Source organism: Promicromonospora sp. NPDC110617 (genome assembly GCF_055598465.1).
Map to the genome: position 1 here is coordinate 17,471 of NZ_JBVKBM010000003.1, position 21,955 is coordinate 39,425.

At 74.3% G+C, this 21,955-nt stretch carries 22 protein-coding genes; 10 read left to right on the forward strand and 12 right to left on the reverse strand.

What is annotated here, in order from left to right:
- Positions 1-11: 11 nt before the first annotated feature.
- The gene (locus tag ACZ7LE_RS17765; RefSeq protein WP_470404582.1) at positions 12-386 is read left to right on the forward strand and encodes a hypothetical protein; all 375 of its coding nucleotides are present in this window, start codon (positions 12-14) and stop codon (positions 384-386) included.
- 106 nt (positions 387-492) lie between these two features.
- The gene (locus ACZ7LE_RS17770; RefSeq protein WP_470404583.1) at positions 493-2,853 is read left to right on the forward strand and encodes a beta-galactosidase; all 2,361 of its coding nucleotides are present in this window, start codon (positions 493-495) and stop codon (positions 2,851-2,853) included.
- Between the two features lie 62 nt (positions 2,854-2,915).
- Here the strand turns inward: ACZ7LE_RS17770 and ACZ7LE_RS17775 are convergent, their stop codons facing one another.
- The 3 genes from ACZ7LE_RS17775 to ACZ7LE_RS17785 all read right to left on the reverse strand — a co-directional run bounded on the left by ACZ7LE_RS17775 (position 2,916) and on the right by ACZ7LE_RS17785 (position 5,159).
- Entirely contained in the window at positions 2,916-3,614 is a 699-nt protein-coding gene (locus ACZ7LE_RS17775; protein WP_470404584.1) for a GOLPH3/VPS74 family protein, read from the reverse strand.
- Between the two features lie 48 nt (positions 3,615-3,662).
- Positions 3,663-4,439 carry a helix-turn-helix domain-containing protein gene (locus ACZ7LE_RS17780; protein WP_470404585.1) on the reverse strand — a complete coding sequence of 259 codons (777 nt, stop codon included), beginning with the start codon at positions 4,437-4,439 and terminating at the stop codon, positions 3,663-3,665.
- Positions 4,440-4,688: 249 nt separating this feature from the next.
- The gene (locus tag ACZ7LE_RS17785) at positions 4,689-5,159 is read right to left on the reverse strand and encodes a carboxymuconolactone decarboxylase family protein (RefSeq protein ID WP_470404586.1); all 471 of its coding nucleotides are present in this window, start codon (positions 5,157-5,159) and stop codon (positions 4,689-4,691) included.
- 141 nt (positions 5,160-5,300) lie between these two features.
- On the opposite strand from ACZ7LE_RS17785, the gene ACZ7LE_RS17790 reads away from it, so the two are divergent.
- Positions 5,301-6,227 (forward strand): S1C family serine protease, encoded by a 927-nt coding sequence (locus ACZ7LE_RS17790; RefSeq protein WP_470404587.1) that lies wholly within the window; start codon positions 5,301-5,303, stop codon positions 6,225-6,227.
- A 32-nt stretch (positions 6,228-6,259) separates the two neighbouring features.
- On the opposite strand, the gene ACZ7LE_RS17795 is transcribed toward ACZ7LE_RS17790, so the two are convergent.
- Positions 6,260-6,946, reverse strand: a complete 687-nt coding sequence (locus tag ACZ7LE_RS17795; RefSeq protein ID WP_470404588.1) for an alpha/beta fold hydrolase — start codon at positions 6,944-6,946, stop codon at positions 6,260-6,262.
- Positions 6,947-7,160: 214 nt separating this feature from the next.
- On the opposite strand from ACZ7LE_RS17795, the gene ACZ7LE_RS17800 reads away from it, so the two are divergent.
- Both ACZ7LE_RS17800 and ACZ7LE_RS17805 read left to right on the forward strand, forming a co-directional pair.
- Positions 7,161-7,733, forward strand: coding sequence for a dihydrofolate reductase family protein (locus tag ACZ7LE_RS17800; protein ID WP_470404589.1), 573 nt, complete (start codon positions 7,161-7,163; stop codon positions 7,731-7,733).
- A gap of 33 nt (positions 7,734-7,766) precedes the next feature.
- The gene (locus ACZ7LE_RS17805) at positions 7,767-8,726 is read left to right on the forward strand and encodes a helix-turn-helix transcriptional regulator (protein ID WP_470404590.1); all 960 of its coding nucleotides are present in this window, start codon (positions 7,767-7,769) and stop codon (positions 8,724-8,726) included.
- Between the two features lies 1 nt (position 8,727).
- Here the strand turns inward: ACZ7LE_RS17805 and ACZ7LE_RS17810 are convergent, their stop codons facing one another.
- Positions 8,728-9,531, reverse strand: coding sequence for a CHAD domain-containing protein (locus ACZ7LE_RS17810; protein ID WP_470404591.1), 804 nt, complete (start codon positions 9,529-9,531; stop codon positions 8,728-8,730).
- 481 nt (positions 9,532-10,012) lie between these two features.
- Here ACZ7LE_RS17810 and ACZ7LE_RS17815 point away from each other — a divergent pair, with 481 nt between their 5' ends.
- Positions 10,013-11,083 carry a radical SAM protein gene (locus ACZ7LE_RS17815; protein ID WP_470404592.1) on the forward strand — a complete coding sequence of 357 codons (1,071 nt, stop codon included), beginning with the start codon at positions 10,013-10,015 and terminating at the stop codon, positions 11,081-11,083.
- A 21-nt stretch (positions 11,084-11,104) separates the two neighbouring features.
- Here the strand turns inward: ACZ7LE_RS17815 and ACZ7LE_RS17820 are convergent, their stop codons facing one another.
- From ACZ7LE_RS17820 to otnK, 3 genes are read right to left on the reverse strand one after another with little or no spacing between them, the layout of a single operon-like run.
- Entirely contained in the window at positions 11,105-11,893 is a 789-nt protein-coding gene (locus ACZ7LE_RS17820) for a DeoR/GlpR family DNA-binding transcription regulator (protein WP_470404593.1), read from the reverse strand.
- A 21-nt stretch (positions 11,894-11,914) separates the two neighbouring features.
- Entirely contained in the window at positions 11,915-12,568 is a 654-nt protein-coding gene (locus ACZ7LE_RS17825) for a class II aldolase/adducin family protein (RefSeq protein ID WP_470404594.1), read from the reverse strand.
- Positions 12,565-13,803 (reverse strand): 3-oxo-tetronate kinase, encoded by a 1,239-nt coding sequence (otnK, locus tag ACZ7LE_RS17830; protein ID WP_470404595.1) that lies wholly within the window; start codon positions 13,801-13,803, stop codon positions 12,565-12,567. Before otnK ends, ACZ7LE_RS17825 begins: the two co-directional genes overlap by 4 nt.
- A 120-nt stretch (positions 13,804-13,923) precedes the next feature.
- Here otnK and ACZ7LE_RS17835 point away from each other — a divergent pair, with 120 nt between their 5' ends.
- The gene (locus ACZ7LE_RS17835) at positions 13,924-15,321 is read left to right on the forward strand and encodes a homoserine dehydrogenase (RefSeq protein WP_470404596.1); all 1,398 of its coding nucleotides are present in this window, start codon (positions 13,924-13,926) and stop codon (positions 15,319-15,321) included.
- Between the two features lie 52 nt (positions 15,322-15,373).
- Positions 15,374-16,723 (forward strand): SLC13 family permease, encoded by a 1,350-nt coding sequence (locus ACZ7LE_RS17840; RefSeq protein ID WP_470404597.1) that lies wholly within the window; start codon positions 15,374-15,376, stop codon positions 16,721-16,723.
- A 6-nt stretch (positions 16,724-16,729) separates the two neighbouring features.
- On the opposite strand, the gene ACZ7LE_RS17845 is transcribed toward ACZ7LE_RS17840, so the two are convergent.
- The gene (locus ACZ7LE_RS17845; protein WP_470404598.1) at positions 16,730-17,524 is read right to left on the reverse strand and encodes an SDR family NAD(P)-dependent oxidoreductase; all 795 of its coding nucleotides are present in this window, start codon (positions 17,522-17,524) and stop codon (positions 16,730-16,732) included.
- A gap of 462 nt (positions 17,525-17,986) precedes the next feature.
- Positions 17,987-19,423, reverse strand: coding sequence for a zf-HC2 domain-containing protein (locus tag ACZ7LE_RS17850; RefSeq protein WP_470404599.1), 1,437 nt, complete (start codon positions 19,421-19,423; stop codon positions 17,987-17,989).
- Positions 19,424-19,579: 156 nt separating this feature from the next.
- On the opposite strand from ACZ7LE_RS17850, the gene ACZ7LE_RS17855 reads away from it, so the two are divergent.
- Both ACZ7LE_RS17855 and ACZ7LE_RS17860 read left to right on the forward strand, forming a co-directional pair.
- On the forward strand, positions 19,580-19,939 hold the full coding sequence (locus ACZ7LE_RS17855; RefSeq protein ID WP_470404600.1) for a nuclear transport factor 2 family protein: 360 nt from the start codon (positions 19,580-19,582) through the stop codon (positions 19,937-19,939).
- A 5-nt stretch (positions 19,940-19,944) separates the two neighbouring features.
- Entirely contained in the window at positions 19,945-20,457 is a 513-nt protein-coding gene (locus tag ACZ7LE_RS17860) for a MarR family winged helix-turn-helix transcriptional regulator (RefSeq protein ID WP_470404601.1), read from the forward strand.
- Here ACZ7LE_RS17860 and ACZ7LE_RS17865 read toward each other — a convergent pair.
- Complete coding sequence (locus ACZ7LE_RS17865; RefSeq protein WP_470404602.1) at positions 20,448-21,311, reverse strand: DUF4184 family protein; 864 nt, start codon at positions 21,309-21,311, stop codon at positions 20,448-20,450. The genes ACZ7LE_RS17860 and ACZ7LE_RS17865 overlap by 10 nt on opposite strands.
- 71 nt (positions 21,312-21,382) lie before the next feature.
- Entirely contained in the window at positions 21,383-21,895 is a 513-nt protein-coding gene (locus tag ACZ7LE_RS17870; protein ID WP_470404603.1) for a mycothiol transferase, read from the reverse strand.
- Between the last annotated feature and the right edge of the window lie 60 nt (positions 21,896-21,955).

Here is a 21,955-nt window from a genome sequence, read left to right on the forward strand (position 1 = left end):
CGGTCGACACGGTGCTGGAGCACGCGGCCGACCCCGTGCTCGCGAGCCCCGAGGGCTGGACCGCGTGCAACGTGCTCGACATCGTGCACCCGCTCTGGCTCGCGGCGAAGCAGACCGCGCACCGCCGGGCCGAGGGCGAGGCCTGGGCGCGCGAGCAGCTCGACCGGGCGCTGGAGAGCTGGGCCGACGGCGCGGGTCTCGCGTTCGCCCCGCGCGGCGCCGGCCCCGACGGGGTCCCCGGTCTGCAGGGCACCGAGATGTGGCTGAGCATCGTCTGGTACCTGGCCGACTACCTCGGCGTCGCGGACCCCCTCGGTTACCGGCCGCGGGGCGTGCACCGCCCCGAGCCGCTCGTGCGGCTGACGCCGGTCGACGAGGTGGGCTGACGGCGGGACCGCGAGCCCCGCGGTCCCGGCGTCGCCACGCGATCGTCCAGGCGCGGCGTCGATCTGTGCATGTCGCCGCGCGCCGCCGCTTCGTAGGGTCGCGTGGGTGAGCCCGAACCTCGCGCAGCAGCCGACCGTCCACCGTGTCCGCGTCCCGGCGGCGCCGCCCGTGCGGTCCGCGCCGCTGGACCTCGGCGACCCCGCCGGCACCCCGGACGCCGTCCGCGTCACCGACCGGTACGTCGAGCGGGACGGGCGGCCCTGGTTCCCCGTCATGGGCGAGTACCACTTCAGCCGGGACCGCCCCGAACGGTGGGAGACCGAGCTGCGCACCCTGCGCTCCGGGGGCGTCACGGTCGTCGCGACCTACGTGCTCTGGATCGTGCACGAGGAGGTGCGCGGGCAGGTGCGCTGGGACGGGCCGCGCGACCTGCGCCGGTTCGTCGAGACAGCGGGCCGTGCCGGCCTCGACGTCGTGCTCCGCATCGGCCCGTGGGCGCACGGCGAGACGCGCAACGGCGGCTTCCCGGACTGGCTGCAGGCACTGCCCCTGGCGCACCGCACCGACGACCCCGCCTACGTGGAGCTCGCCCGCGGCTGGTACGCCGCGATCGCGGAGCAGGTGCGCGGCCTGCTGCACGCACCCGGGCAGCCCGGCCCCGTGATCGGCATCCAGGTGGACAACGAGCTCTACGACCAGCCCGAGCACCTCGCGACGCTCCGCGACCTCGCCGAGGCCGCCGGCCTGCGCGTGCCCCTGTGGCTCGCGACGGGCTGGGGCGGCGCCCGCCTGCCGCGCGGCCGCGTGCTCCCGGTGTACGCGGGATACTCCGACGGTTTCTGGGAGGAGTCGACCACGGGGTGGCCCGCGTTCGGCGCCGCGCACTACACGTTCTCCACCGTGCGCGACGACCTCACCGTCGGCGCCGACCTGCGCGACGGCCCCGCCCCGGCCCAGGCGGCGGACGGCGCCGCCGACCCGTGGCCGTTCGCCACCTGCGAGCTCGGCGGCGGCATGCAGGTCGCCTACCACCGGCGCCCCCACGTGGACGCCGACGACGTCGCCGCGCTCGCCCTCACGAAGCTCGGCAGCGGCTCCGCCTGGCAGGGCTACTACCTCTACCACGGCGGCACCCAGGTGCTCGGCGACCGCTCCACCACGCAGGAGTCGCACGCGACCGGCTACCCCAACGACCTGCCCGTGCGCGACTACGACTTCTGGGCGCCGATCGGCGCGGCGGGCCAGCAGCGCCCGCACTACCACCGGCTGCGCCGCCAGCACCTGTTCCTGCAGACGTTCGGCCCCGATCTCGCGACCTACCCGACGGCGCTGCCGGACGGCGCCAGCGGCGGCGACCCGGTGCGCTGGTCCGTCCGGGGCGACGGCGAGCGCGGCTACCTCTTCGTCAACAACCACCAGCCCGCGGTCGCGGCGCTCGCGGACGTCGAGGGGGTGCGGTTCGACGTCGAGCTCGGCCCGCACCGGGTGACCGTCCCGACCGCGACGTGCACCCTGCGCTCCGGGGTGTCGGCGGCCTGGCCGCTGCGGCAGCGGCTCGGGTCGGTCCCGGCGCTCACGGTGCCGGCCCAGCCGATCACGCGCCTGGACACCGCGCGCGGCCCGGTCTTCCTGTTCGCGACCACCGACGGCGTCGACGTCGAGCTGCAGCTCGAGGGCGTCGACGCCGAGGACGTCCGAGGGGCGGAGATCCTCCGGACCGGCACCCGCGTCGTGGCCCGGCCGACCGCCGCGCCGGGGCTCGCCGCCGAGGTCGTCGTCGGCGACACGACCCTGGTCTTCCTGCCGTCGGCCCTGGCGGACACCGTGTGGCAGGGCACGATCGACGGCCGCGAGTCCGTCGTGCTGTGGGACGGCAGCGGGTACTTCGACGGCGAGACGTTCCGCGTCGTGCCGCACGCCGAGGACCGCACCGTCGACGTCCTGCCCGCGCTGCCCGCGGGCGGGCGCACGCGGGTGCCCGGGGAGGGTTCGTTGTTCGCGCGGTACGTGGTCCCGGGCGAAGACCTGTCCCGGCCGCTCGCCGTGCCGCGGTTCGACGCCGCCGTGGTGGCGCCGGTGCGCACGGGCGGCAGCGCCGGCCGGCTGTCCGCGCCGGACGACGCCGACTTCGCGGCACTCGTCCCCGTCGAGGTGGTGGTGCCCGACGACGTCTTCGAGGACGCCGACCGGGTGCTGCTGAGCCTCGGCTGGACGGGCGACGCGATCCGGGTCCACGCCGGCGACCTGCTGATCGCCGACCAGTTCTGGTCCGGCCGCGGCCTCGACGTCGACCTCGCGCCGTACCGCGCCGAGATCCGCGCGGGCGGCCTGTGGCTGCGCGCGTTCGCCTGGTCGCCGTCGTCCGGCGTCCACGTCGACCCGCGGGTGCGCCCGTCGTCCGACGCGCCGCTGCTGGAGGTACGCACGGCAACGCTGCACGCCGTCCGCCCCCACCCCCTTCGTTGAGTGCTGGCTATTTGCGGGCCTACAGCCGTTCGGCCCGCAAATAGCCCGCACTCAACGACGGGTCAGGGGTTGTTCTGGACGGTGGCGATCGCGATGGCCGCACTCGCGGTGGTGACGGCGATGGTGGTCCGCGTGACCGCCTCGCCGGCGGCGGCAGCACCCCAGTCGCCGTGCTCCAGCTCCTTGCCGCGCGTGTAGACGGCGCCCGACCAGGGGATGTCGCGGTGCAGCGTCGGCAGGCTGCCGCTGGCCGAGAGCAGGGCCGCGAGCACGGCGGTGCGCGGGTCCGGATCGGCGCCGTCGGCCAGCACGGGCCGCACTGCGGCGACGAGCTCCGCGCGGCGGGGCGTGCCGCCGTCGGTCAGGGCCGTGGTGGGGATGAACCCGAGGGCCTTGCGCTTCTCGCGGACGACGTGGCCGCGTTCGACGAGCCGGTCGAGCAGCGGCTCGCGCAGCCGCGGGCCGACCTCGGCGAGGAACGTCTGTGCGCCGCGCGGCTTCCCGGCGATCCGGTCCCACGGCTCGTGCAGCAGCGGGTCGGCGGGCGGGTTGCCCGCGACGGCGCTCACCCGCGGGCCGGTCAGCGTGGGGCGGTCGTCGATCTCGACGTGCCCGGCCAGCGCCAGCTCGGTGAGCACCGCGCCCGCCAGGGTGTAGAAGAGGGTGTTCTCCCCGGCGATGGTGCCCGACCGGGGGTCGAACAGCAGGAGGAGCAGGTCCTCGGCGATCAGCTCGGGCTCGGGCGTGGTCGGTGCGGTCAACGTCTCGTCCGTTCGTCGGGGTCGTCTGGCCTGCGGCGTGGTCGGTGCTCAGGGGCGGGGTGTCCGGTCCACGACGAGCTCCTCGGCGTCGAGCCGTTCGTCAGTCTCTCCGGTGACGATCAGGTGCGCGCGGTAGAGCACCTCGAGCTGGGCCGGGTGGTAGAGCTCGCGCAGCGCCTGCACCACGGTGCACCCCGTCAGGCCGGGGCCGTGCAGCGCGTGCGACGCGGCGTCGCCGAGCGCCGGGTAGGCCGCGAGCTGCTGCCGCATGATGGGCGCGATGCGCTCGGCGAGCGCCTGCCGCGTGGCCCGGTCGGCGTCGGCGGGCAGCGTCTCGAACTGGTCGTCGGCGTCGGTGTGCGGCTGGTCGTGCAGCAGCGCGCGCAGCGCGTCCATGGCGTCGTCGTCGAACACCTGGGCGTAGATCATCAGCATGGAGCGGTCCACGTCGGTCAGGTCGCGCGCGACCTCGCTGAACCCCGTCGGCAGGTCCGCCGGTGCGCGGTGCCGCAGGATGACCGCCAGCTCCGCCCGGACACGCTGGAGCCGGGTGATCGTCGCCTCCAGCTCGGAGTCGAGCACGCGGAGCGCCTCGTCGGGGTCCTGGTCGGCGCGGCCCATCGTCGCGATCTGCGCGAGCGGCACCCCGAGGTCGCTCAGCCGCTTGATCTGCAGCAGCCGCACGAGGTGCGCGGTCTCGTACTGCTTGTACCCGTTGGAGCGGCGGGCGGGCTCGTCCAGCAGGCCGATCTCGTGGTAGTGCCGGACGGCCTTGATCGTGGTTCCCGCGATCTCCGCGAGCTGGCGGGTGCTCCAGGCGGCCACTGTCCGCTCCTCTCGGTCCGCCGGCGGGACCGCCGACGAGAGCAGTCCAAACCATGCCCCCGGGGCACAGTCAAGCGGAGCGGCTGTCGTCCGGCGGGCCGACGCCGCGGCCCGTGCGTGACTCCCGGTCGCGACGTCCCCTTCGAGGCCGGGGTTTCTTCGCTTTGAGGCAGCTCAAAGCGAAGAAACCCCGGCCTCAAAGGTGAGAGGGGCGGCCGGCCCCGGCGATCAGGCCGGGGCCGGACGGCGTCAGAACTGGCCGGGCACGTAGTGGCCGGCGGGCTGCCGGTTGATGACGTTGATCCGGTTGTACGCGTTGATGATCGCGATCAGCGAGATCAGCGCGGCGAGCTGGTCCTCGTCGAAGTGCTTGGCCGCCCGCGTCCAGGTCTCGTCCGAGACGCCGCCCGCGGCGTCGGCCAACCGCGACCCCTCCTCGGCCAGCTCCAGCGCGGCCCGCTCCGGCTCGGTGAACACCGTCGCCTCCCGCCAGACGGCGACCAGGTTGACGCGGAGCTGCGTCTCGCCCGCGGCGAGGGCGTCCTTGGTGTGCATGTCGGTGCAGAAGCCGCAGCCGTTGATCTGGCTGGCCCGGATCTTCACGAGCTCCTGCGTGACGGCCGGCAGCGTCGAGTCCACGACGAGCTTGTTCGCGGAGTTGATGTGCCGCAGGACCTTGCCGGCGAGGGGGTTACCGAAGAAGTCGATCCTGGCTTCCATGTCTGCTGTCTCCTTGGTCAGGTGTGCGGACCCGTCGCGGGCCCGGACACCTGACCGGAACCGGTCCCCGAATGTGACCGCCCTGTCTGCCCGTGGCGAATCCCCTCCCGGCCACCGGCCCCGCGGTGTGTGATGGGACCTATGGACGATCAGGAGGCGCTGGACGCCTACTCGGCGTCGATCGTGCGCGTGGTCGACGCCGTGCTGCCGTCGGTCGCGGCGGTCTCGGTGCGGACGGCGCGCGGGGCCGGGGCGGGGAGCGCCTCGGTCATCCCGGGCGACCGGCTGCTGCTCACGAGCGCGCACGTCGTCGAGTCGGCCACCGACGTCCGCGCCGCCTTCTCCGGCGGCTCGGAGGTCGCCGCGCGGGTGATCGGCCGGGACCCACTCTCCGACCTCGCGGTGCTCCGGGCGGACGACGACGTGCCGCCCGCCCTGACCCTCGGCGACGCGGCGAACCTCCGGGTCGGCCAGCTCGTCGTCGCCCTCGGCAACCCCCTGGGGCTGGCGGGCAGCGTCACCGCCGGCATCGTGTCCGCCCTCGGCCGCTCGCTGCCGACCGGGGCCGGCCGGATCATCGACGAGGTGGTCCAGACCGACGCGGCGCTCAACCCCGGCAACAGCGGGGGAGCGCTCGCGGACACGTCGGGCCGGCTCGTGGGCGTCAACACCGCCGTCGCGGGCATCGGCCTGGGGCTCGCGGTGCCGGTCAACGCCACGACCCGGGCCATCATCGACACCCTGGTCCGCGACGGCCGGGTCCGGCGCGCGTGGCTGGGCATCGCCGGCGCGCAGGTGGTGCTGCCCGAGCCGGTCGCGGAACGGGTGGGTTCCCGGACCGGCATGCAGGTGGCGCAGGTCATCGCGCGGTCCCCGGCCGACCTCGCGGGGATCCGGCGCGGCGACATCCTCGTGGCGATCGACGGCGCGACCGTCGTGACCACCACGGCCGTGCAGCGCCTCATGGTGGGCGACGCCATCGGGCGGCGTACCGAGGTGACGGTGTGGCGCAACGGCGCCCTCGTCGACGCGGTGGTGCTCCCGCAGGAGCTCGTCACCGCGCCGTGAGGGCGCCGGGCCGCCGTCAGACCGTCACGCCTTCACACCGCCGTGGCCGCGTCCGCCAGGACGCGCGCGAGCTCCGCCGGCCGCGTGAACATGGGCCAGTGGCCCGAGTCGAGGTCGACCAGGTCGACGTGCTTGGCACGCGCGAGCTCGGGGACGTCGCCGGCGTCGATCCACTCCTGCGCCTGGGCGGGCGTGAACTCGGGGCACACGACCACCACGGGCACGTCGAACCGGCGCTCGTCGCCCAGGTGCACCACGCCGCGGGCGACTCCCTCGGGGACGGGGACGGCCCGCGCCGAGAAGGCGCTGCGCGCGGCCTCGTCCAGGTCGTCGGAGTCAGGCCCCGCGAACGGCTCCCAGCCGGGGAACGGCATCACGCCGTCCGTGACCGGGAACAGGTCGGCGTAGGGCTTGCCGTCGTCCCACGGGAAACCGCCGACCTGGACCACGCCCGCCACCCGCTCCGGACGGGCGTCGGCCGCCAGCCACGCCAGCGTGCACGCCGCGGAGTGCCCCACGACGAGCGGCCTGCCGGCCGCCGCATCGACGGCCGCGACCACGGTGGCGACCTGGTCGGCCAGCGTGACCTCCGTGCGGCCGTCGCCCTGACCGGGCAGCGTGATCGGCACGGCCCGGTGGCCGAGCGCCTCGAGCTGCGGGACGACGTCGTCCCAGGCCGAACCGTCGAGCCAGAGGCCGCCGATGAGCAGGATGTCCATGATTCTCGTCTCCCGGGAGGTTCGTGCTGGGTGGTGGGTGCGGGGCGATGCGCTCCCCGTGCACCCCACGGTAGAACTGGTTCCGGACGTTCTGCTTCCGGATAAAAAATCGCGCGCGGAGCCGATGACTTTGCTGCCACGCTCCCGTCCAACCCCGTAGAACCAGCCCGCAGGACGCCGCACCGCGCGGCCACCACGACAGGAGATCCACCGCATGCGCACCATCGTCGCCACGCACTTCGTCTCGCTCGACGGCAAGGTCGACCCCACCGGGGGCGACCCCGGGCTGCACGACACCGCGTGGACCTTCAAGACCGTCGACATGGTCCCCGAGGCCTACGAGCTCAAGGGCCGGGAGCAGGAGGAGGCCGGCGCACTGCTGCTCGGCCGCGCCAGCTACCAGATGTTCGCACCGGTCTGGCCGGACATGGCCGAGTTCACGCGCTACAACGAGCTGCCCAAGTACGTCGTCTCCACGACCCTCACCGACGCGGACCTGACCGACGGCTGGGGCGAGACCACCATCCTGCGCTCGCTGGACGACGTCGCCCGGCTCAAGGAGACCGACGGCGGCGAGATCCAGGTGCACGGCAGCGTGTCGCTGACGCGGGCGCTCGCCGACGCGGGGCTCGTCGACTCCTACCACCTGCTCGTCTTCCCGGTGCTCCTGGGCCAGGGCAAGCCGCTGTTCAGCGACACCGACAAGCCCGCGCAGAAGCTCCGGCTGGTCGAGCACGAGGCGTACAGCAACGGCATCCAGAAGCAGGTCTTCGACGTCGTGCGCTGAGGCCGTCGTGCGCTGACCGCTTAGCCTGCAGGGGTGCCGTCCGAGACCAGCCCCACCGCCCGCGCGCTGCGCGCCCTGGAGATCCTGCAGACGCGCCCGGGGACGACGGCGGACGAGCTCGGCGACCGGCTCGGCGTCACCGAACGGGCCGCCCGCCGGTACGTCGAGATCCTGCGCGAGGCGGGGATCCCCGTCACCTCGACCCGGGGGCCGCACGGCGGCTACCGGCTCGGGCGGGGAACCCGCCTCCCGCCGGTCACCTTCACGCAGACCGAGGCGCTCGGCCTGGTCATGGCGGTGCTCGACAGCCACCCCGAGGCCGACGACCTCGTCAGCACCGCGCTCGGCAAGGTCATCCGCGCGCTGCCCGAGGACGTCGGCCGGCAGGCCGCCACCCTGCGCGAGTACGCGTCCGCGGCCCCGGACCGGTACGCGGCCCGCCCGGACACGGCCGTCACCAGCGAGCTCGTCGCCGCCGTCGCGGTCCGACGGCGCGTGCTGGTCACCTACCGCGGCGAGTCCGGCAGCGAGTGGGTCGCCGAGGTGGACCCCTGGGCCGTCGTCGTCCGCTACGGGCGCTGGTACCTCCTGTGCCACTCGCACCGCGCCGACGCCGTACGCACGTACCGCGTGGACCGGGTGCTCGCCGTCGAGCACACGGACCGGCCGTTCGAGCCGCCCGCCGACCTCGACCCCGTCGGGACGCTCGAGGAGCACCTCGGCACCGGCTGGCAGTTCACCACGCGGGTCGTGTTCGACGCCCCGCTCGCCGACGTCGCCCCCTGGGTCGGTGCGCAGATGGGCCGCCTCGAGGCCGCGGGGGAGCAGCGGTGCGTGCTGACGGGGACCACCCGCAACCCCGCGATGTACGCGCAGGAGTGGCTGGCGAGCGTGCCGTTCGCCTTCCGGGTCGAGGACGGCCCGGAGCTGCGGGCCGCGGTCGCGACGCTGGCGGCGCGCCTTGCGGCGGCGGTGGACGACGTCCCCGAGTGAGTCAGGAGCCGCGGGTCCGGCGCTCCAGGTCGCCCAGCACCGCCGGGAGGGTCGCCAGCGCCGACAGGGCACGGGCCTGGCAGTAATCCACCACGGCGTCGTACGCGCGGGCGTCGTCCGTGCGCACCCGCGCGTGGTCGCGGACGTGCTCGGCGAGGAGCAGGGCGTCGCGGTGGTCGCCCAGCACGGACTGGATCCGGTGGCCGACGTCGCCGAGGTCCTTGGTCCTTCGGCCCAGCAGGCCGACGGGCTCGCGGGTGGTCGCGTCGCAGGTGTGCCGCAGCCGGCGCGCCGCCTTGCGCAGCTCGTGGGCGGCCTCGGGGTCCGCGAGCCGGGGCGCGGCGTCCAGGGTGCGCCTCGCCTGCCGCCGCACGGTCCGGCGGGCCGCCTTCCTGGCCGGCTGCGCCGCACGGTCGCCGAGCCGGGGCAGAGCCGCCCACTCGGCCAGCAGCCGGTCCAGGTCGCGGCTGCGCTCCGACCGGATCCAGCGCACGGCCGCGGCGTGCGCGTGCAGGTGCGCCGCCCGCAGCGGGTCGACCAGTGCGGAGCGCGCGGCGTCGTCCAGGCCCGCGGCGTCGGCCGCGGCGGCGGCCTGCTGCGCCCGGACCTCCAGGTCGCGCGCCGTGCCCAGCACGTCGCCGAGCTCCTTGAGCCGGGACCGGAGCGCGGCCGCGGCGTCCCGGTCGAGGTACCGGCGGAAGGCGGCCAGCACGTTGCGCAGGCGCCGCACCGACGTGCGCAGCCGGTGCACGGCGTCCGGCTCGTCGGCGAGCGCGGCGGGGACGTCGTCGTGGATCCGGCGCACCAGCTCGCCGACCGCGAGGGTCAGCAGCTCGCCCGCGGTCCCGGGACGGTTCGTGGTGGCGATCCCGCCAGGCTACCGCGCGGCGTGCGCCGAACACCCGGGAGCGGCCCGCGTGGAGCCGGGAAAAACCCTGGGGACGCCGCACGGCCCGCTGGTACGTTGCCGCACATCATGATCGAGGTCGACAGACTCTAGCCGCCGAACTGCCGGTGGTACTCCACGCGCAGGGCGCGGGCCGGACCCGCCCCCCGGCCAGAGCCACCTCGGCACGTTCGCGACGCACCGGCCATCGGTCATGGTCTCGTGCGCGCTCTGTCGACACCTCTCTCGCACGGTCCCGCGTCAGGTCGACCGTGCCCCCTCGGTACCCGGCTTGCCTCGTGCTGCCCTGCCGCCGTCGACCCTCGCGTCCCTGGGCCCTGCCCGTGGTCGGTCGCGCCCTCAGCCCCGCTGATCGGCAACCGCTCACGAAAGGCAGTCCATGCAGCATCGAACCTCCACCGCCGTCGACCTGACCGCCCGGAGCCGCTGGATGCGGATCCGCCACCACCTGTCCGCGACCGGTCACCCGGACTTCCGGTTCCGGCAGGTCATCAACGCCTGGCAGGGGTCGACGGCGGAGACGTTCGCCGACGTCCGCGCCCTCCCGCCGGGCCTGCGCGCCGACCTGGCCGAACGGTTCGGACCACGGCTCCACCCGCTCACCGCCGTCGAGGTCCAGCGTGACCACCACGTCGAGAAGGTGCTCTTCGCGGCGGAGTCGGGGGCGCGCATCGAGACGGTGGTGTCGCACTACCGGACCGGCTGGGACTCGATGTGCGTGTCGTCGCAGGCCGGGTGCGGGCTGGGCTGCACGTTCTGCGCGACCGGCGCGGTCGGGCTGGTCCGCAACCTGACGGCCGACGAGATCACCGCCCAGGTGATGCACCCGCGCTGGACGCGCGAGGGGCTGCCCCGGCCCGCGAGCGTCGCCTTCATGGGGATGGGTGAGGCACTGGCGAACCCGCACGTGTTCGACGCGCTGACGCTGCTCACGGACCCCGGCTACGCCGGGCTGTCGGCGCGGCGGATCACCGTCTCGACGGTCGGGTTCGCCCCCAACCTCGACCGGCTGGTCGCGGAGCACCCGCAGGTGACCCTCACGCTGTCCGTGCACTCGCCCTTCCCCGGCCAGCGGGCCGAGCTCATCCCGCTCGAACGCCGGTACCCCCTGGCGGACAACCTCGCGATCCTTGACCGGCACGTGCGCACGACCCGGCGCAAGGTGTACCTCGCGTACCTGCTCATCGCCGGCGTCAACGACGGCGAGGCCCATCTGGACGCGCTCGCCGACCTGGTGCGGCAGCGGTCCCGGCCGGAGCTCTTCCACGTGAGCGTCATCCGGTACAACGAGGCGGCCGGCGCCGACCCGGCCTACCGGGCGCCGTCGACGCGGCTCGTCGAGGGGTTCGTGCGCGGCCTCGCGGCCCGCGGGGTCCGCGCCACCCGGCGTCGTCAGCTCGGGACGACGATCGACGCGGCGTGCGGCCAGCTGCACGCCCGCTACCTCTAGGACACGGGCCGGCGGGTTGCCTCAGGACAGCGGCGCCCGGACGACGTCGACGCCCAGGGCCTCGATCCGCTCGGCGTCCGCGTCGTCGAGCGCCAGGTCGCAGACCACCGTGTCGAGCTCGTCCAGCGACAGCACCCGGTACTTCGCATAGCTGCCGAACTTGCCGCTGTCGGCGAGCAGCACGGTCGTGGTCGCCGAGGCCATGGCGGCGCGCTTGGCCTCGATCTTGGCCTCGACCGGCGTGGTGACGCCGTGGCGCGCGTCCCACGAGCTCGACGACAGGAACGCGATGTCCAGGGACAGCTCCGCGAGCGTCAGGGCCGCGAGCCGCCCGATCGTCGACTGGTTGTCAGGGTCCACGCGCCCGCCCACGCTGATCAGGTCCACGCTCGGGTGGTCGAGGAACGCGAGCACCGTGCTGAGGTCGTTCGAGACGACCGTGAGCCCGGTGCGCTCCTCCAGGAACGGGCGCATCGCCTGCACCGTGGTGCCGGCGTCGAGGTAGAGCGTCATCGAGTCGGTGACCATCTCGGCCGCCGCGCGGGCGATCGCGGTCTTCTCGGCGAGCCCGGTCACCGCCTTCTCGGCGCGCCGGGGCTCGTTCAGCAGCCGGGTCACCAGGGTCGCGCCGCCCTGCGTCGCGCGCACCCGGCCCTGCTCGGCGAGCAGGGCCACGTCCCGGCGCGCGGTCATCTGGCTGATGCCGAGCAGCTCGGTGATCTGCCGGTAGCTGAGCACCTGCTCCGTGCGCAGATGCCGCAGGATCTGCTGCCTGCGCTGCTCCGGGATCAGCGCCGTCGTCTTCGCCATCATCGCCTCCTGCGCGTCAGTCTAGGGTTCCGGCGTCCACGGGCTGCCCCACCGGTCGGCCAGCTCGCGGATGCGTCCGGGCGCCAGCTCGCGGCGCTCGGAACCCGCCGTGAGCAGGGCGATCCGGCACGCCTCCTCCAGCTCCGTGGCGCGGTCGACCGCCTCGTCCAGGCTCGCCCCGGCGACGACGGCGCCGTGGTTGGCGAGCAGCGCGGCGCGCAGCGGCCACGGCGCGGCCAGCAGGTCGTCGCCCAGCGCGGGGTCGCCCGGGTGCCGGTAGGGGAGCAGCGGCGTCTGCCCCACCCGCATCACGAAGTAGGGCGTGAGCGGCGGGACCGCGTTGTGCCCGGCCCACGGGGCGAGGCAGGCCAGCGCCACGGCGTGCGGGGAGTGCACGTGCACCACCGCGCGGTAACCGTCCTCGCGCCGGTAGAACGCGGTGTGCAGGGGCGTCTCCTTGGAGAAGCGCGCGCCGCCCAGGTGCGTGCCGTCGAGCGCGACCTCCGCGATCCCGTCGGGCGTCAGCCGGCCGAGCGAGGTGCCCGTGCCGCTGATCAGGATGCGGTCGCCGTCGCGGACGCTCACGTTGCCGCTGCTGCCGGGGCTCAGCCCCGCCTCGACGAGCTGGCGGCCGGCCTCGATCAGCGCGGCCACGGGGTCGGTCGAGACGCTCATGCCAGCACCTCCCACGCCTGGGTGAACAGGTCCTCGCCGCCGAAGTTGCCGCTCTTGAGCGCCAGCGCCACGTTCTGGTCGGGGTCGCCGTCGACGTCCCCCGCCGCCCAGCAGACGCCGGGGGCCAGCTCCGGCCCGATGTGCAGCGCGCCGACGCCGAGCGCCCGCACCACCGCGCCGCTGGACTCGCCGCCCGCGACGATCAGGGCCGTGACGAGCCCGCGCTCCACGAGCCGCCGCGCCACTCCGGCGAGCACCCGCTCGACCACGGGCGCGACCTCGACGCCGTCGAGATGGGACCGCACGTCCGAACGCTCGCGCGCCGCGCACACCACCGGGTGCGCCTGAGGGGACTGCTGCTCGACCCAGGCGGCCAGCTCCGCGATCGTGGCCTGCTCGTCGGTGACCGCCGCCGCGACGTCGATCAGCCGCACCGGCTGCGTCCGTGCGGCGTGGGCGATCTGGGCGAGCGTCGTCGTCGACACGCTGCCGCACAGGACGGCGCCGCGTCCTGACGTGGGGGCCGACCACAGGGCGTCGGGCAGCCGCGGCCCGGGGATGCTGAGCGCCAGGCCTGACCCGCCCGAGACGAGGACGTCGCCCGCCGTGGCCGCACCGATCGTCGCCAGGTCGCCGTCGGTGATCGCGTCGACCACGGTGTACCGGGCGGCCGAGGCGTCCAGGACGCCCTGGACGGCGTCCGCCCCCTCGTGCACGGTGGAGAGCGGCAGCTCCCCGACGTCGTGCGTGGTCTGCGGGCGCAGCAGGTCCGCGACGCGCGAGCGCGTCATGGGCGTCAGCGGGTGGTGCCGCATCGAGGAGTTCTCCAGCAGGTCGCCGCCCACGAAGAGGTGCCCCTGGTAGACCGTGCGGCCGTTGGCGGGCAGCGACGGCACGACGACGGCGCGCTCCGCGCCCACGGCGTGCGCCACGGCGTCGAGCACCGGGCCGATGTTGCCCTCGTCGGTGGAGTCGAACGTGGAGCAGTACTTCACGTAGAAGCGGTCGGCGCCCCACGAGCGCAGGCGGGCAACCGCGTCGAGCGAGGCCGCCACGGCCTCGGCGCGGGGCGCGGTGCGCGTCTTGAGCGCGACGACGACGGCGTCGACCTCGGCGAGCTGGGCGGGGGAGAGTGTGCCGTCCTCGATCACCACGGAGACGCGGTGACCGGACGTGCGCAGCATGGTCGCGAGGTCGGTGGCGCCGGTGAAGTCGTCGGCGATGGATCCGAGCATGCTCAGATCTTCTCACACCGTGTGAGTATTTGATGCGAAGTTGGACGATGTTAGAAACTGTGGCACAGTTGCCGCCAGCCCGCTCGAACGCCGAGCGGGTGCACGACGATCGGAACAACGGTGATCCTCAATCACGCCTCCCGGACGCGAGCCCCGCTCCGCGTCGCCCTGACGGGTGCGAACGGCGGCTACGGGCGCACGTTCCTGGCGCAGCTCGCGCTGACGCCCGAGATCCGCCCGGCGGTGCTCGTCGACCCCGACGTCGCCGGCGTGCGGCGCATGCTCGACGAGCTGGGCTACCCGGCCGACCAGGCCGTCGAGTCCGCAGACCCGGCGACCACGGCGCGCCTGGTCGAGCAGGACCGCGTCGCGCTCGTGGCCTCGGCCGACGCCCTGGACTGGTCCGGCGTCGACGTCCTGGTCGAGGCCTGCGGCCGCGTCGCGGCGGGCTTCGGCTACGCGGCGGCGGCCCTCGAGCACGGCACGCACGTGGTCATGGTGAGCAAGGAGGTCGACACCGTCGTGGGCGCCGACCTCGGCGCGCGCGCCGCCGCCAACGGCCTGAGCTACCTGCCCGGCGACGGCGACCAGCCCGCCAACCTGCTGCGCCTGGTCGACTGGGTCAGCGCGGTCGGGCTCGACATCGTGGCGATCGGCAAGTCCGGCGAGTACGACCTGGAGCTCGACCCGGCCACCGGCCGCGTCACGCAGGCCGGGGTCACGGTCGAGGCCCCGGCGCTGCTCGACCTGCTGGAGCTCGGCGACGACGTCGCGGGCACCCTGGCCCGCCGCGCCGACGCCGTCCGCGGCCTCAAGCGGGCGGCCGCCGCCGACGCGTGCGAGATGACCGTGGTCGCCACCCGCACCGGCACGCGCGCCGACGTCGAGGCCATGCACTACCCCGTGGCCCGCATCGCGGAGCTCGCCGACATCTACGCGGCGCGCGCGGACGGCGGCATCCTGACCCACGACGGCGTCGTCGACGTCTTCTCGGCGCTCCGGCTGCCGGGCGAGGCCAGCTTCGCCGGAGGCGTGTTCGCCGTGGTGCGGACCGGCGACCCGGCCACCTGGGAGCTGCTGCGCGGCAAGGGTCACGTGATCAGCCGTGACGGGAAGTACGCCTGCGTCTACTGGCCGTACCACTACATGGGCGTCGAGACGCCGCTCACGGTGCACGCCGCCGCGGACCGGGTGCCGGCCCCGCGGCCGGCCTGGACCACGCTGCTCGCCGCCCGCGCGGCCGAGGACCTGGCGGTCGGCACGACGCTGCGCGTCGAGGGCCACCACCACGAGATCGCCGGGGTCGCCCCCGTGCTGATCGACCCGGCTGAGGGTGTCGCCCCCTACTACCTGCTCGACGGCGCGCGCCTCGCGCGTCCCGTCGCCGCGGGCACCCTGATCGGCCTGGCCGACGTCGACGGCGTCGACGCGCCCGCGCTCGCCGCCTACCTGGCGGGCACCGCCGGGACCACACCCGCCGAGACCACCGGCACCACCACGAACGGAGACGATCGATGACGATTCTCGCCCCGTGCACGCAGTCCGCACGCTCACCCAAGGAGCTGACGGCATGACCGCCGAGATCGTCGCCCTGATCGGGCTCGCGCTCGTCTTCGGGATCTCCGCGCTGCGGAACGTCCACATGGGCGCGCTCGCACTGGTGGCCGCCTTCGTGGTCGGCATCGGCGTGGTGGGGGAGGGCCTCGACGACGTGCTCGGCGGGTTCCCCGTCGACGCCCTGATCATCCTGGTGGGCATCACCTACCTGTTCGGCATCGCGCGCGAGACCGGCACCATCGACTGGCTCGTGGACCGCTCGCTCGGGCTGATCGGCGACCGCGTCGCGTTGCTGCCCTGGGGCCTGTGGCTCATCGCCACCGGCGTCGCGTGCCTCGGCACCTCGCACGCCGCGTTCGCCGTGGTGCCGATCGCCATGAGCCTGGCCGCGACCCACCGCATCAGCTCCACCATGATGGGCATCGCGATGAGCTCCGCCATCGTCGGTGGCGCGCTCGCGCCCACCAGCATCGTCGGCATCACCGTGCAGACCGTCGCCTCCAGCGCGGACATCCCCTACGACGCGGGCCTCATGTTCGGCCTGTCCGTCGGCGTCAACGCCCTGGTCGTGCTCGCCGCCTTCTTCCTGTTCGGCGGGCGCGAGCTCATCCAGCGCACGCGGCTGGCCCGTTCGGCGTCGGACGGCGGCGCGGGCGGCGGCGTCGGCGGGTCCGGCGGCGCGGCGGGCGGTTCCGGCGGCGGCGTCGCCACGCTGGAGCGCACGGAGACCAAGGCGCCGGCGAAGATCACGGCGATGCAGGTGCTCGTGATCGTCTCGATCCTGGTGCTGATCGGCGGGTTCTTCCTGCTCACCACGCTCGACGTCGACATCAACCTCGGCGTGGTCGCGCTGACCATCGCGGTGATCCTCGCGCTCGTGGACCCCGGCGTCGGACGCCGCGGGATCTCGCGGATCGACTGGAGCACCATCCTGCTGCTGGGCGGCATCATCACGTACGTCGAGGTGCTCACGCGGCTCGGCGCGATCGACCAGCTCGGCGAGGCCGCGCGCTCGGTCAGCGAGCCGCTCGTCGCGGCGCTCGTGCTGTGCATCGTGGCGGGCCTGGTCTCAGCGTTCGCGTCGACCATCGGCATCATCGGCGCGCTCATCCCGCTCGCCGTGCCGCTGCTCGTGCCCGGCGGCGGCCTGGAGATGACGGGCTTCATCTACGCCCTGGCGATCTCGGCCTCGCTGGTCGACTGCGCACCGTTCGGCACCACCGGCGCGACGATCGTCGCCTCGACGGTGGAGCACGACCGGCCGACGGTGAACCGGAACCTCACCATCTGGGGCCTGTCGATGGTGGTCATCGGTCCGGTCGTCACGCTGCTCACGATGGTCGTGCCCTTCCTCTGGGCCTGACCGGTCTCAGGGCACGATCGAGTCCACGTAGCCGCCGTCCACCCGGACGGCGGCTCCCGTGGTCGCCGACGCGAGCGGCGAGCTGAGGTAGGCGACCATGTTCGCGATCTCCTCCGGCTCGATGAGCCGCTGCAGCAGGGACTGCGGGCGGTACAGCTTCATGAACACCCGCTGCGCCTCGTCCCAGGGCAGGGTCTCGTCCACGAGCTCGTAGACGAAGTTCTCGACGCCGCCGGTGTGGGTGGGGCCGGCGATGACGGAGTTGACCGTCACGCCGGTGCCCGCCGCCTCCTTCGCGAAGCCGCGGGAGACGCCCAGCAGCGCCGTCTTGGAGACGCCGTAGTGGATCATCTCGGCCGGGATGACGATCGCGGAGTCGCTGGCGATGTTCAGCACCCGTCCCCAGCCGCGCGCCGTCATGCCGGGCAGTGTCTCGCGGATCAGGCGGACCGCCGCCAGCACGTTGACCTCGAAGTAGCGGCGCCACTGGTCGTCGTCGATCTCCAGGGGTGGCACGCTGCCGAAGATGCCCAGGTTGTTGACCAGCACGTCGACGTCGCCCACGGCCGCGAGCACCTGCGCGGCCCCCGCCGCGTCGGTGACGTCGCCGGTCGCCGCGACCAGGTCGCGGTCCGCCGACTCCTCCCGCAGCTCGTCGATCGCGGCGACGACGCCGTCGGAGCGGCGTCCGTTGATCGCCACCCGGGCGCCCGCGTCGGCGAGCGTCGCGGCGATCGCCCGCCCGATGCCCTGGGTCGAGCCGGTCACCAGCGCGGTCCTGCCGGTCAGATCGATCTGCATGCTTCCCCCTGCTGTGGTCGCTGTGTCGTCCTGCTGTCCGCTGCGCTGCCGTGCTGTCCTACTGTGCTGCCTCCTCGTCCGGTCCGCCCGCTGGTTGATGGGCTCGGCCTGCTCGGCCTGCTCGGCCTGCTCGGCCTGCTCGGCCTGCTCGGCCTGCTCGGCCTGCTCGGCCTGCTCGGCCTGCTCGGTCCGGCGGGCTGCGGGCCGCCGGGCCTCCGGACCGCCGAGCTGCCTGCCCGGAGGTGGACACGCCGTCGGGCGGGGTGGTCGGGTGGGCTGTATTTCGCTCGGTCCGGCCCCACCTCGTTCATCCAGGCCGGACTATCCGGCGCAGCCAGCAAACGCGACCCACAGCCGATCGAAGTTCAGCCCACCCGGCCACCCCTTCCGCACCACTCTTCGCCCCAGCCGCTCCGAACTCCGAACCGGCGCGGTCGTCACGGCGCTGGTGCGGAGCGGCGGTCAGTCGTCGGCGCGCGTCCAGCGGTCCCAGAGCCAGAGCAGGAAGACAAGCAGCAGGAACGCCGGGATGCCCGCAATGCTGAGCCGGGTGAACCAGCTCGTCATCTCAGCGCCGAGGTGCGTCCGCGACCCGTCGGCGCTGCTCGCTCCGTCACCGTCACCGCCGCGGCCATCACCGCCGCCGCCATCACCGTCGCCGTCGTCGCCACCGCCGTTGTTCCCGGCGCGGTGCGCGGTCTCGTCGGTCGAGCCGTGCCCCGACGCGCCGCCCGGCTCCTCGGACGTGCCGACCGGGATCCCGAGGTCGGCCAGCCACCCCGTCACCGTGTCCGCGACGGCTGCACCCGGCAGATCGGCTGGGCCGGATCCGCTGCCGGAGTCCGCACCGGCGTCGCCCTTCGCGCCGCTGCCGCCGTCCTCACCGGCCTCGGCACCACCACCGGTCCCACCGCCGTTCGCGGTTCCCGTACCCGCGCCGCCGTCGCCCGCGCTGCCGCCACCCGCGCCGCCGTCAGCACCCGGGTTCGCCGCCGACTCGGCGGCCGGGGGGTCGTCGGGCTGGCCCGCGACCAGCGCCGCCGCACCCCCACCGATCGCCAGCGCGGCGAGCACGCCCGCCACGATCGCGGCCTCCTTCTTCCCGAACGCGGGCTTCTGGGCGCCCGCGGCCCCCGCCGCCCCCGCGCCCGCCCCGGCGGCCCCCGCCACCGCGGCGCCCAGCGCACCCGTCGCCACGGCGCCCGCCACGAGGTGCTGTCCGAGGTCGCGGAGCATCCACGAGACCTCGCGCACGTCGACGAACGCGCGCGTGCACTCGGCGCAGCCGTCCATGTGCGCCTCGACCCGGGTGCGGCGCCGGGGGAGCAGCCGCTCCTTGAGGTAGTCGTGCATGGCGGCGCGGGTCGCTCGGCACTCGGGCTCGTTGACCTCCTGGGCGTGGGCGGCGGCGAAGGCGCCGGCGAGGCGTTCCTCGGCGCGGCGCAGCCGCATGGTCACGGCGTGCGGACGCACCCCGAGGTCGCCGGCGATGTCGGCGACGGCCATGTCACGGACGTGCCGGTCCAGCAGGATCTTGCGGTCGTCGTCGGCCAGGTCCGACAGGGCCGAGCGGAGCATCGAGACGTCGGCCTGCCGCTCGGCGTCCAGCTCGGCCCCGGCCACCGGCGGCGTCAGGGCGGCGAGCGTGTCGTCCTCGACCGGACGAGCACGCCCGGCCTCGCGCGTCATCGAGATGGCCTCGTTGACCGCGGCCCGCCGCCAGTACGGGGCCGGGTCCTCGATGGTGCCGCCGGTGGAGACGATCCGGACCATCTTTTCCAGGGCGCGGCTGGTGGCTTCCTCGGCGTCGATGCCGGGTACGCGTGCTGCGACGGAGCGTACGACGTTGGGCCGGTGCACCACCCAGTCGTCGAGCTGCAACGCGCGTGCGGCAGTCATACCGGTCCATCCCCTCCCGTTCGGGGACCATTCCACCGAGGTCGGGCGGAAGCCGCGCGACGAACCGCAGAATGTGCGTCAACGCACAATCGGCTTGACGATCGGCGTGCGGACACCTACTTTGAGTGAAACTTCACGTAAATCTGGAGGGGTGTCATGTCGGACCAAGGGCTCGAGAAGCTGATGCGCGCCAACCTGCTGGAGGTCTTCGGCGAACGTGACCCCGCTCGCCGGGCGGAGGCGATCCGCCGGACGTACACCCCGGACGTCGTCTTCGCCGACGTCGAGGGCCAGGTCGAGGGGCACGAGGCACTCGACACGAAGGTGCGGGAGATCCTGGACGGAGCGCCGGGCTTCGTGTTCCGCCCGGACGGGGACTTCTACCAGGTGCAGGACCTGGGCTACCTGGCGTGGGCGCTCGGGCCCGAGGGGGCGCCGCCGGTCGTCCGCGGGACGGACATGGGCTTCGTCCGCGACGGACTGCTCGCGAAGGTCTACACCGTCCTGTTCCGCTGACCGGCATGGGCGGGTACGACGTCCCTCCGGAGTCGCCCTTCGCGTTCCTCGACGACGACCAGGCGCGCGCCTGGTACGCCTACATGAAGGTGCACCTGCGCCTGCGGTACGAGATGAACCACCAGCTCCAGGCCGACGCCGACGTCTCGCTGGCGGACTACGACGTCCTGGTCGCGCTCACCAGTGACCCGGACGGGCGGATGACCGTCTCTGACCTGGCCACGCGGATCGGTGCCGAACGCAGCCGGGTGTCCCACCAGGTGCTGCGCATGGCTCGCCGGACCCTGGTCGAGGTCACCCCGAGCGTGCGGGACCGCAGGGCGACGGACGTCACCCTGACCGACGAGGGCCGTGCCCTGCTCGGCCGGGCCTCGCCGGGCCACGTCGCGTTCGTGCGTTCCGTCTTCCTCGATGCGCTCTCGGGCGCGCAGACCCGGCAGCTGGCGAGCGCGTTCGAGCGCGTCTACGACCAGCTGATCGCGCACGGGACGCTCCCACGCCCCGCGGATCACCCCTGAGCGGCATCGTCCCGGACGACGGACCGCACCCCCCGCACCGCCCACCACACCACGACGTAGAGCAGCAGCGCGCCGATCAGGGCCGCCCCGGCGCCGGTCGCGACGTCGGACAGCACGCCCTCGACCACGTCCCGGGGCGCCAGCCCGCTGTCGTCGGACCACCAGCCGAGGGTGGTCACCACGGCGCCGGCGGCCGCGACGCCGGCGATCGCCCACAGCCCCCGCCGCGTCGTCCGCCAGGCGAGCGAGCCGTGCCCGGCCGAGCCGCGCGCGCCCGAACCCCACCCGGGCATCCGGTCCCGGCGCCGCCACAGGTACACCGCGACGACCACGAGTCCGACGACGGTGCTCACGTGCTGGAGCAGCCGCGCCCACGTGAGGTCGCCGAACGCCGTGGCGCTCAGCACGGGCACGTGCGTGACCACCCACCCGTCGCCGTGCGTGAAGGAGTCCCACACCAGGTGCGTGGCGATGCCGATCACCAGCGACAGCAGCACCCACCCGACACGAGCGAGCGGCGCACCCGGCGCCGTCGTCCGCGGTGTGCCGGGCTCCGCGGTGTCGGTCTGCACGACGGCGGGCAGCGCCGCCCCGACCGGCCGCCGCGCCACCCGGAGGAACCCGTACAGTGCCAGCGCGTACGGCAGGCTGACCGTGACCGCCCCGGCCAGGGAGTGCGACGTCGTCGCGTTCAGGAACGGCTCGTACCAGGACTGGGCGCTCACGGGGACCGGCGTGCTGCGGGCGAAGTACGGCAGGTCGGGCGCGACCGCCCCGGCCACGAGCGCGGCGGCGCTGAACGGGCGGCGCAGCAGGGGCAGCACCGCGGCGGGGTGCGAGAGCGTGAACGGCATGCGGGTCCTTCAGCGGCAGCCGGCGACCGCCCCCGCGCACGGGGAGCGGCCGCCGGAGGAGCGGGAGAGGTTCAGCGCCGCCGCAGCACGAGGCCGCGCACGTACGACGCCTGACCCGCGTGCTGCAGGTCGTCGTTGACGATACTGACCAGCCGGACGCCGAGCGTCACGGGCGGGTCCCACGACTCGTCGACCACGCGGTCGAGGTCGTCGTCGGACAGCCGGCTCAGGTACCGCACCGTCTGGTCGTGCACGGCGTCGTGGTACCCCGTGAGCAGGTCGCCGGAGGGCACACGGACCGCGGCGACGCTGTCGGGGTCGTGCCGGTAGCCGGTCTCCTCCGCCGGGAACGGCAGCCCGAACCGGCGGTCCCAGCCGTCGTCGGACCAGATCTGGCTGGTCCCCGCGGCGTCGGCGACGTGGTCGTCCTGGACCCTGGTCAGGTGCCAGACGAGCCAGGCCACGGAGTTCGCCCGCTCGTCGGGCCGGTAGGCGAGCTCGTCCGCGGACAGCCCCTTGACCGCCCCGTGCACCGTCTCGCGGATCCGGCCGAACGCGTCGGCCAGCAGATCGGTACCACGCATCGTTCCCCCTCAGACCTCGACGTCGCGTGCGGTGCCACGATGCCACAGCACCGCGCGCGA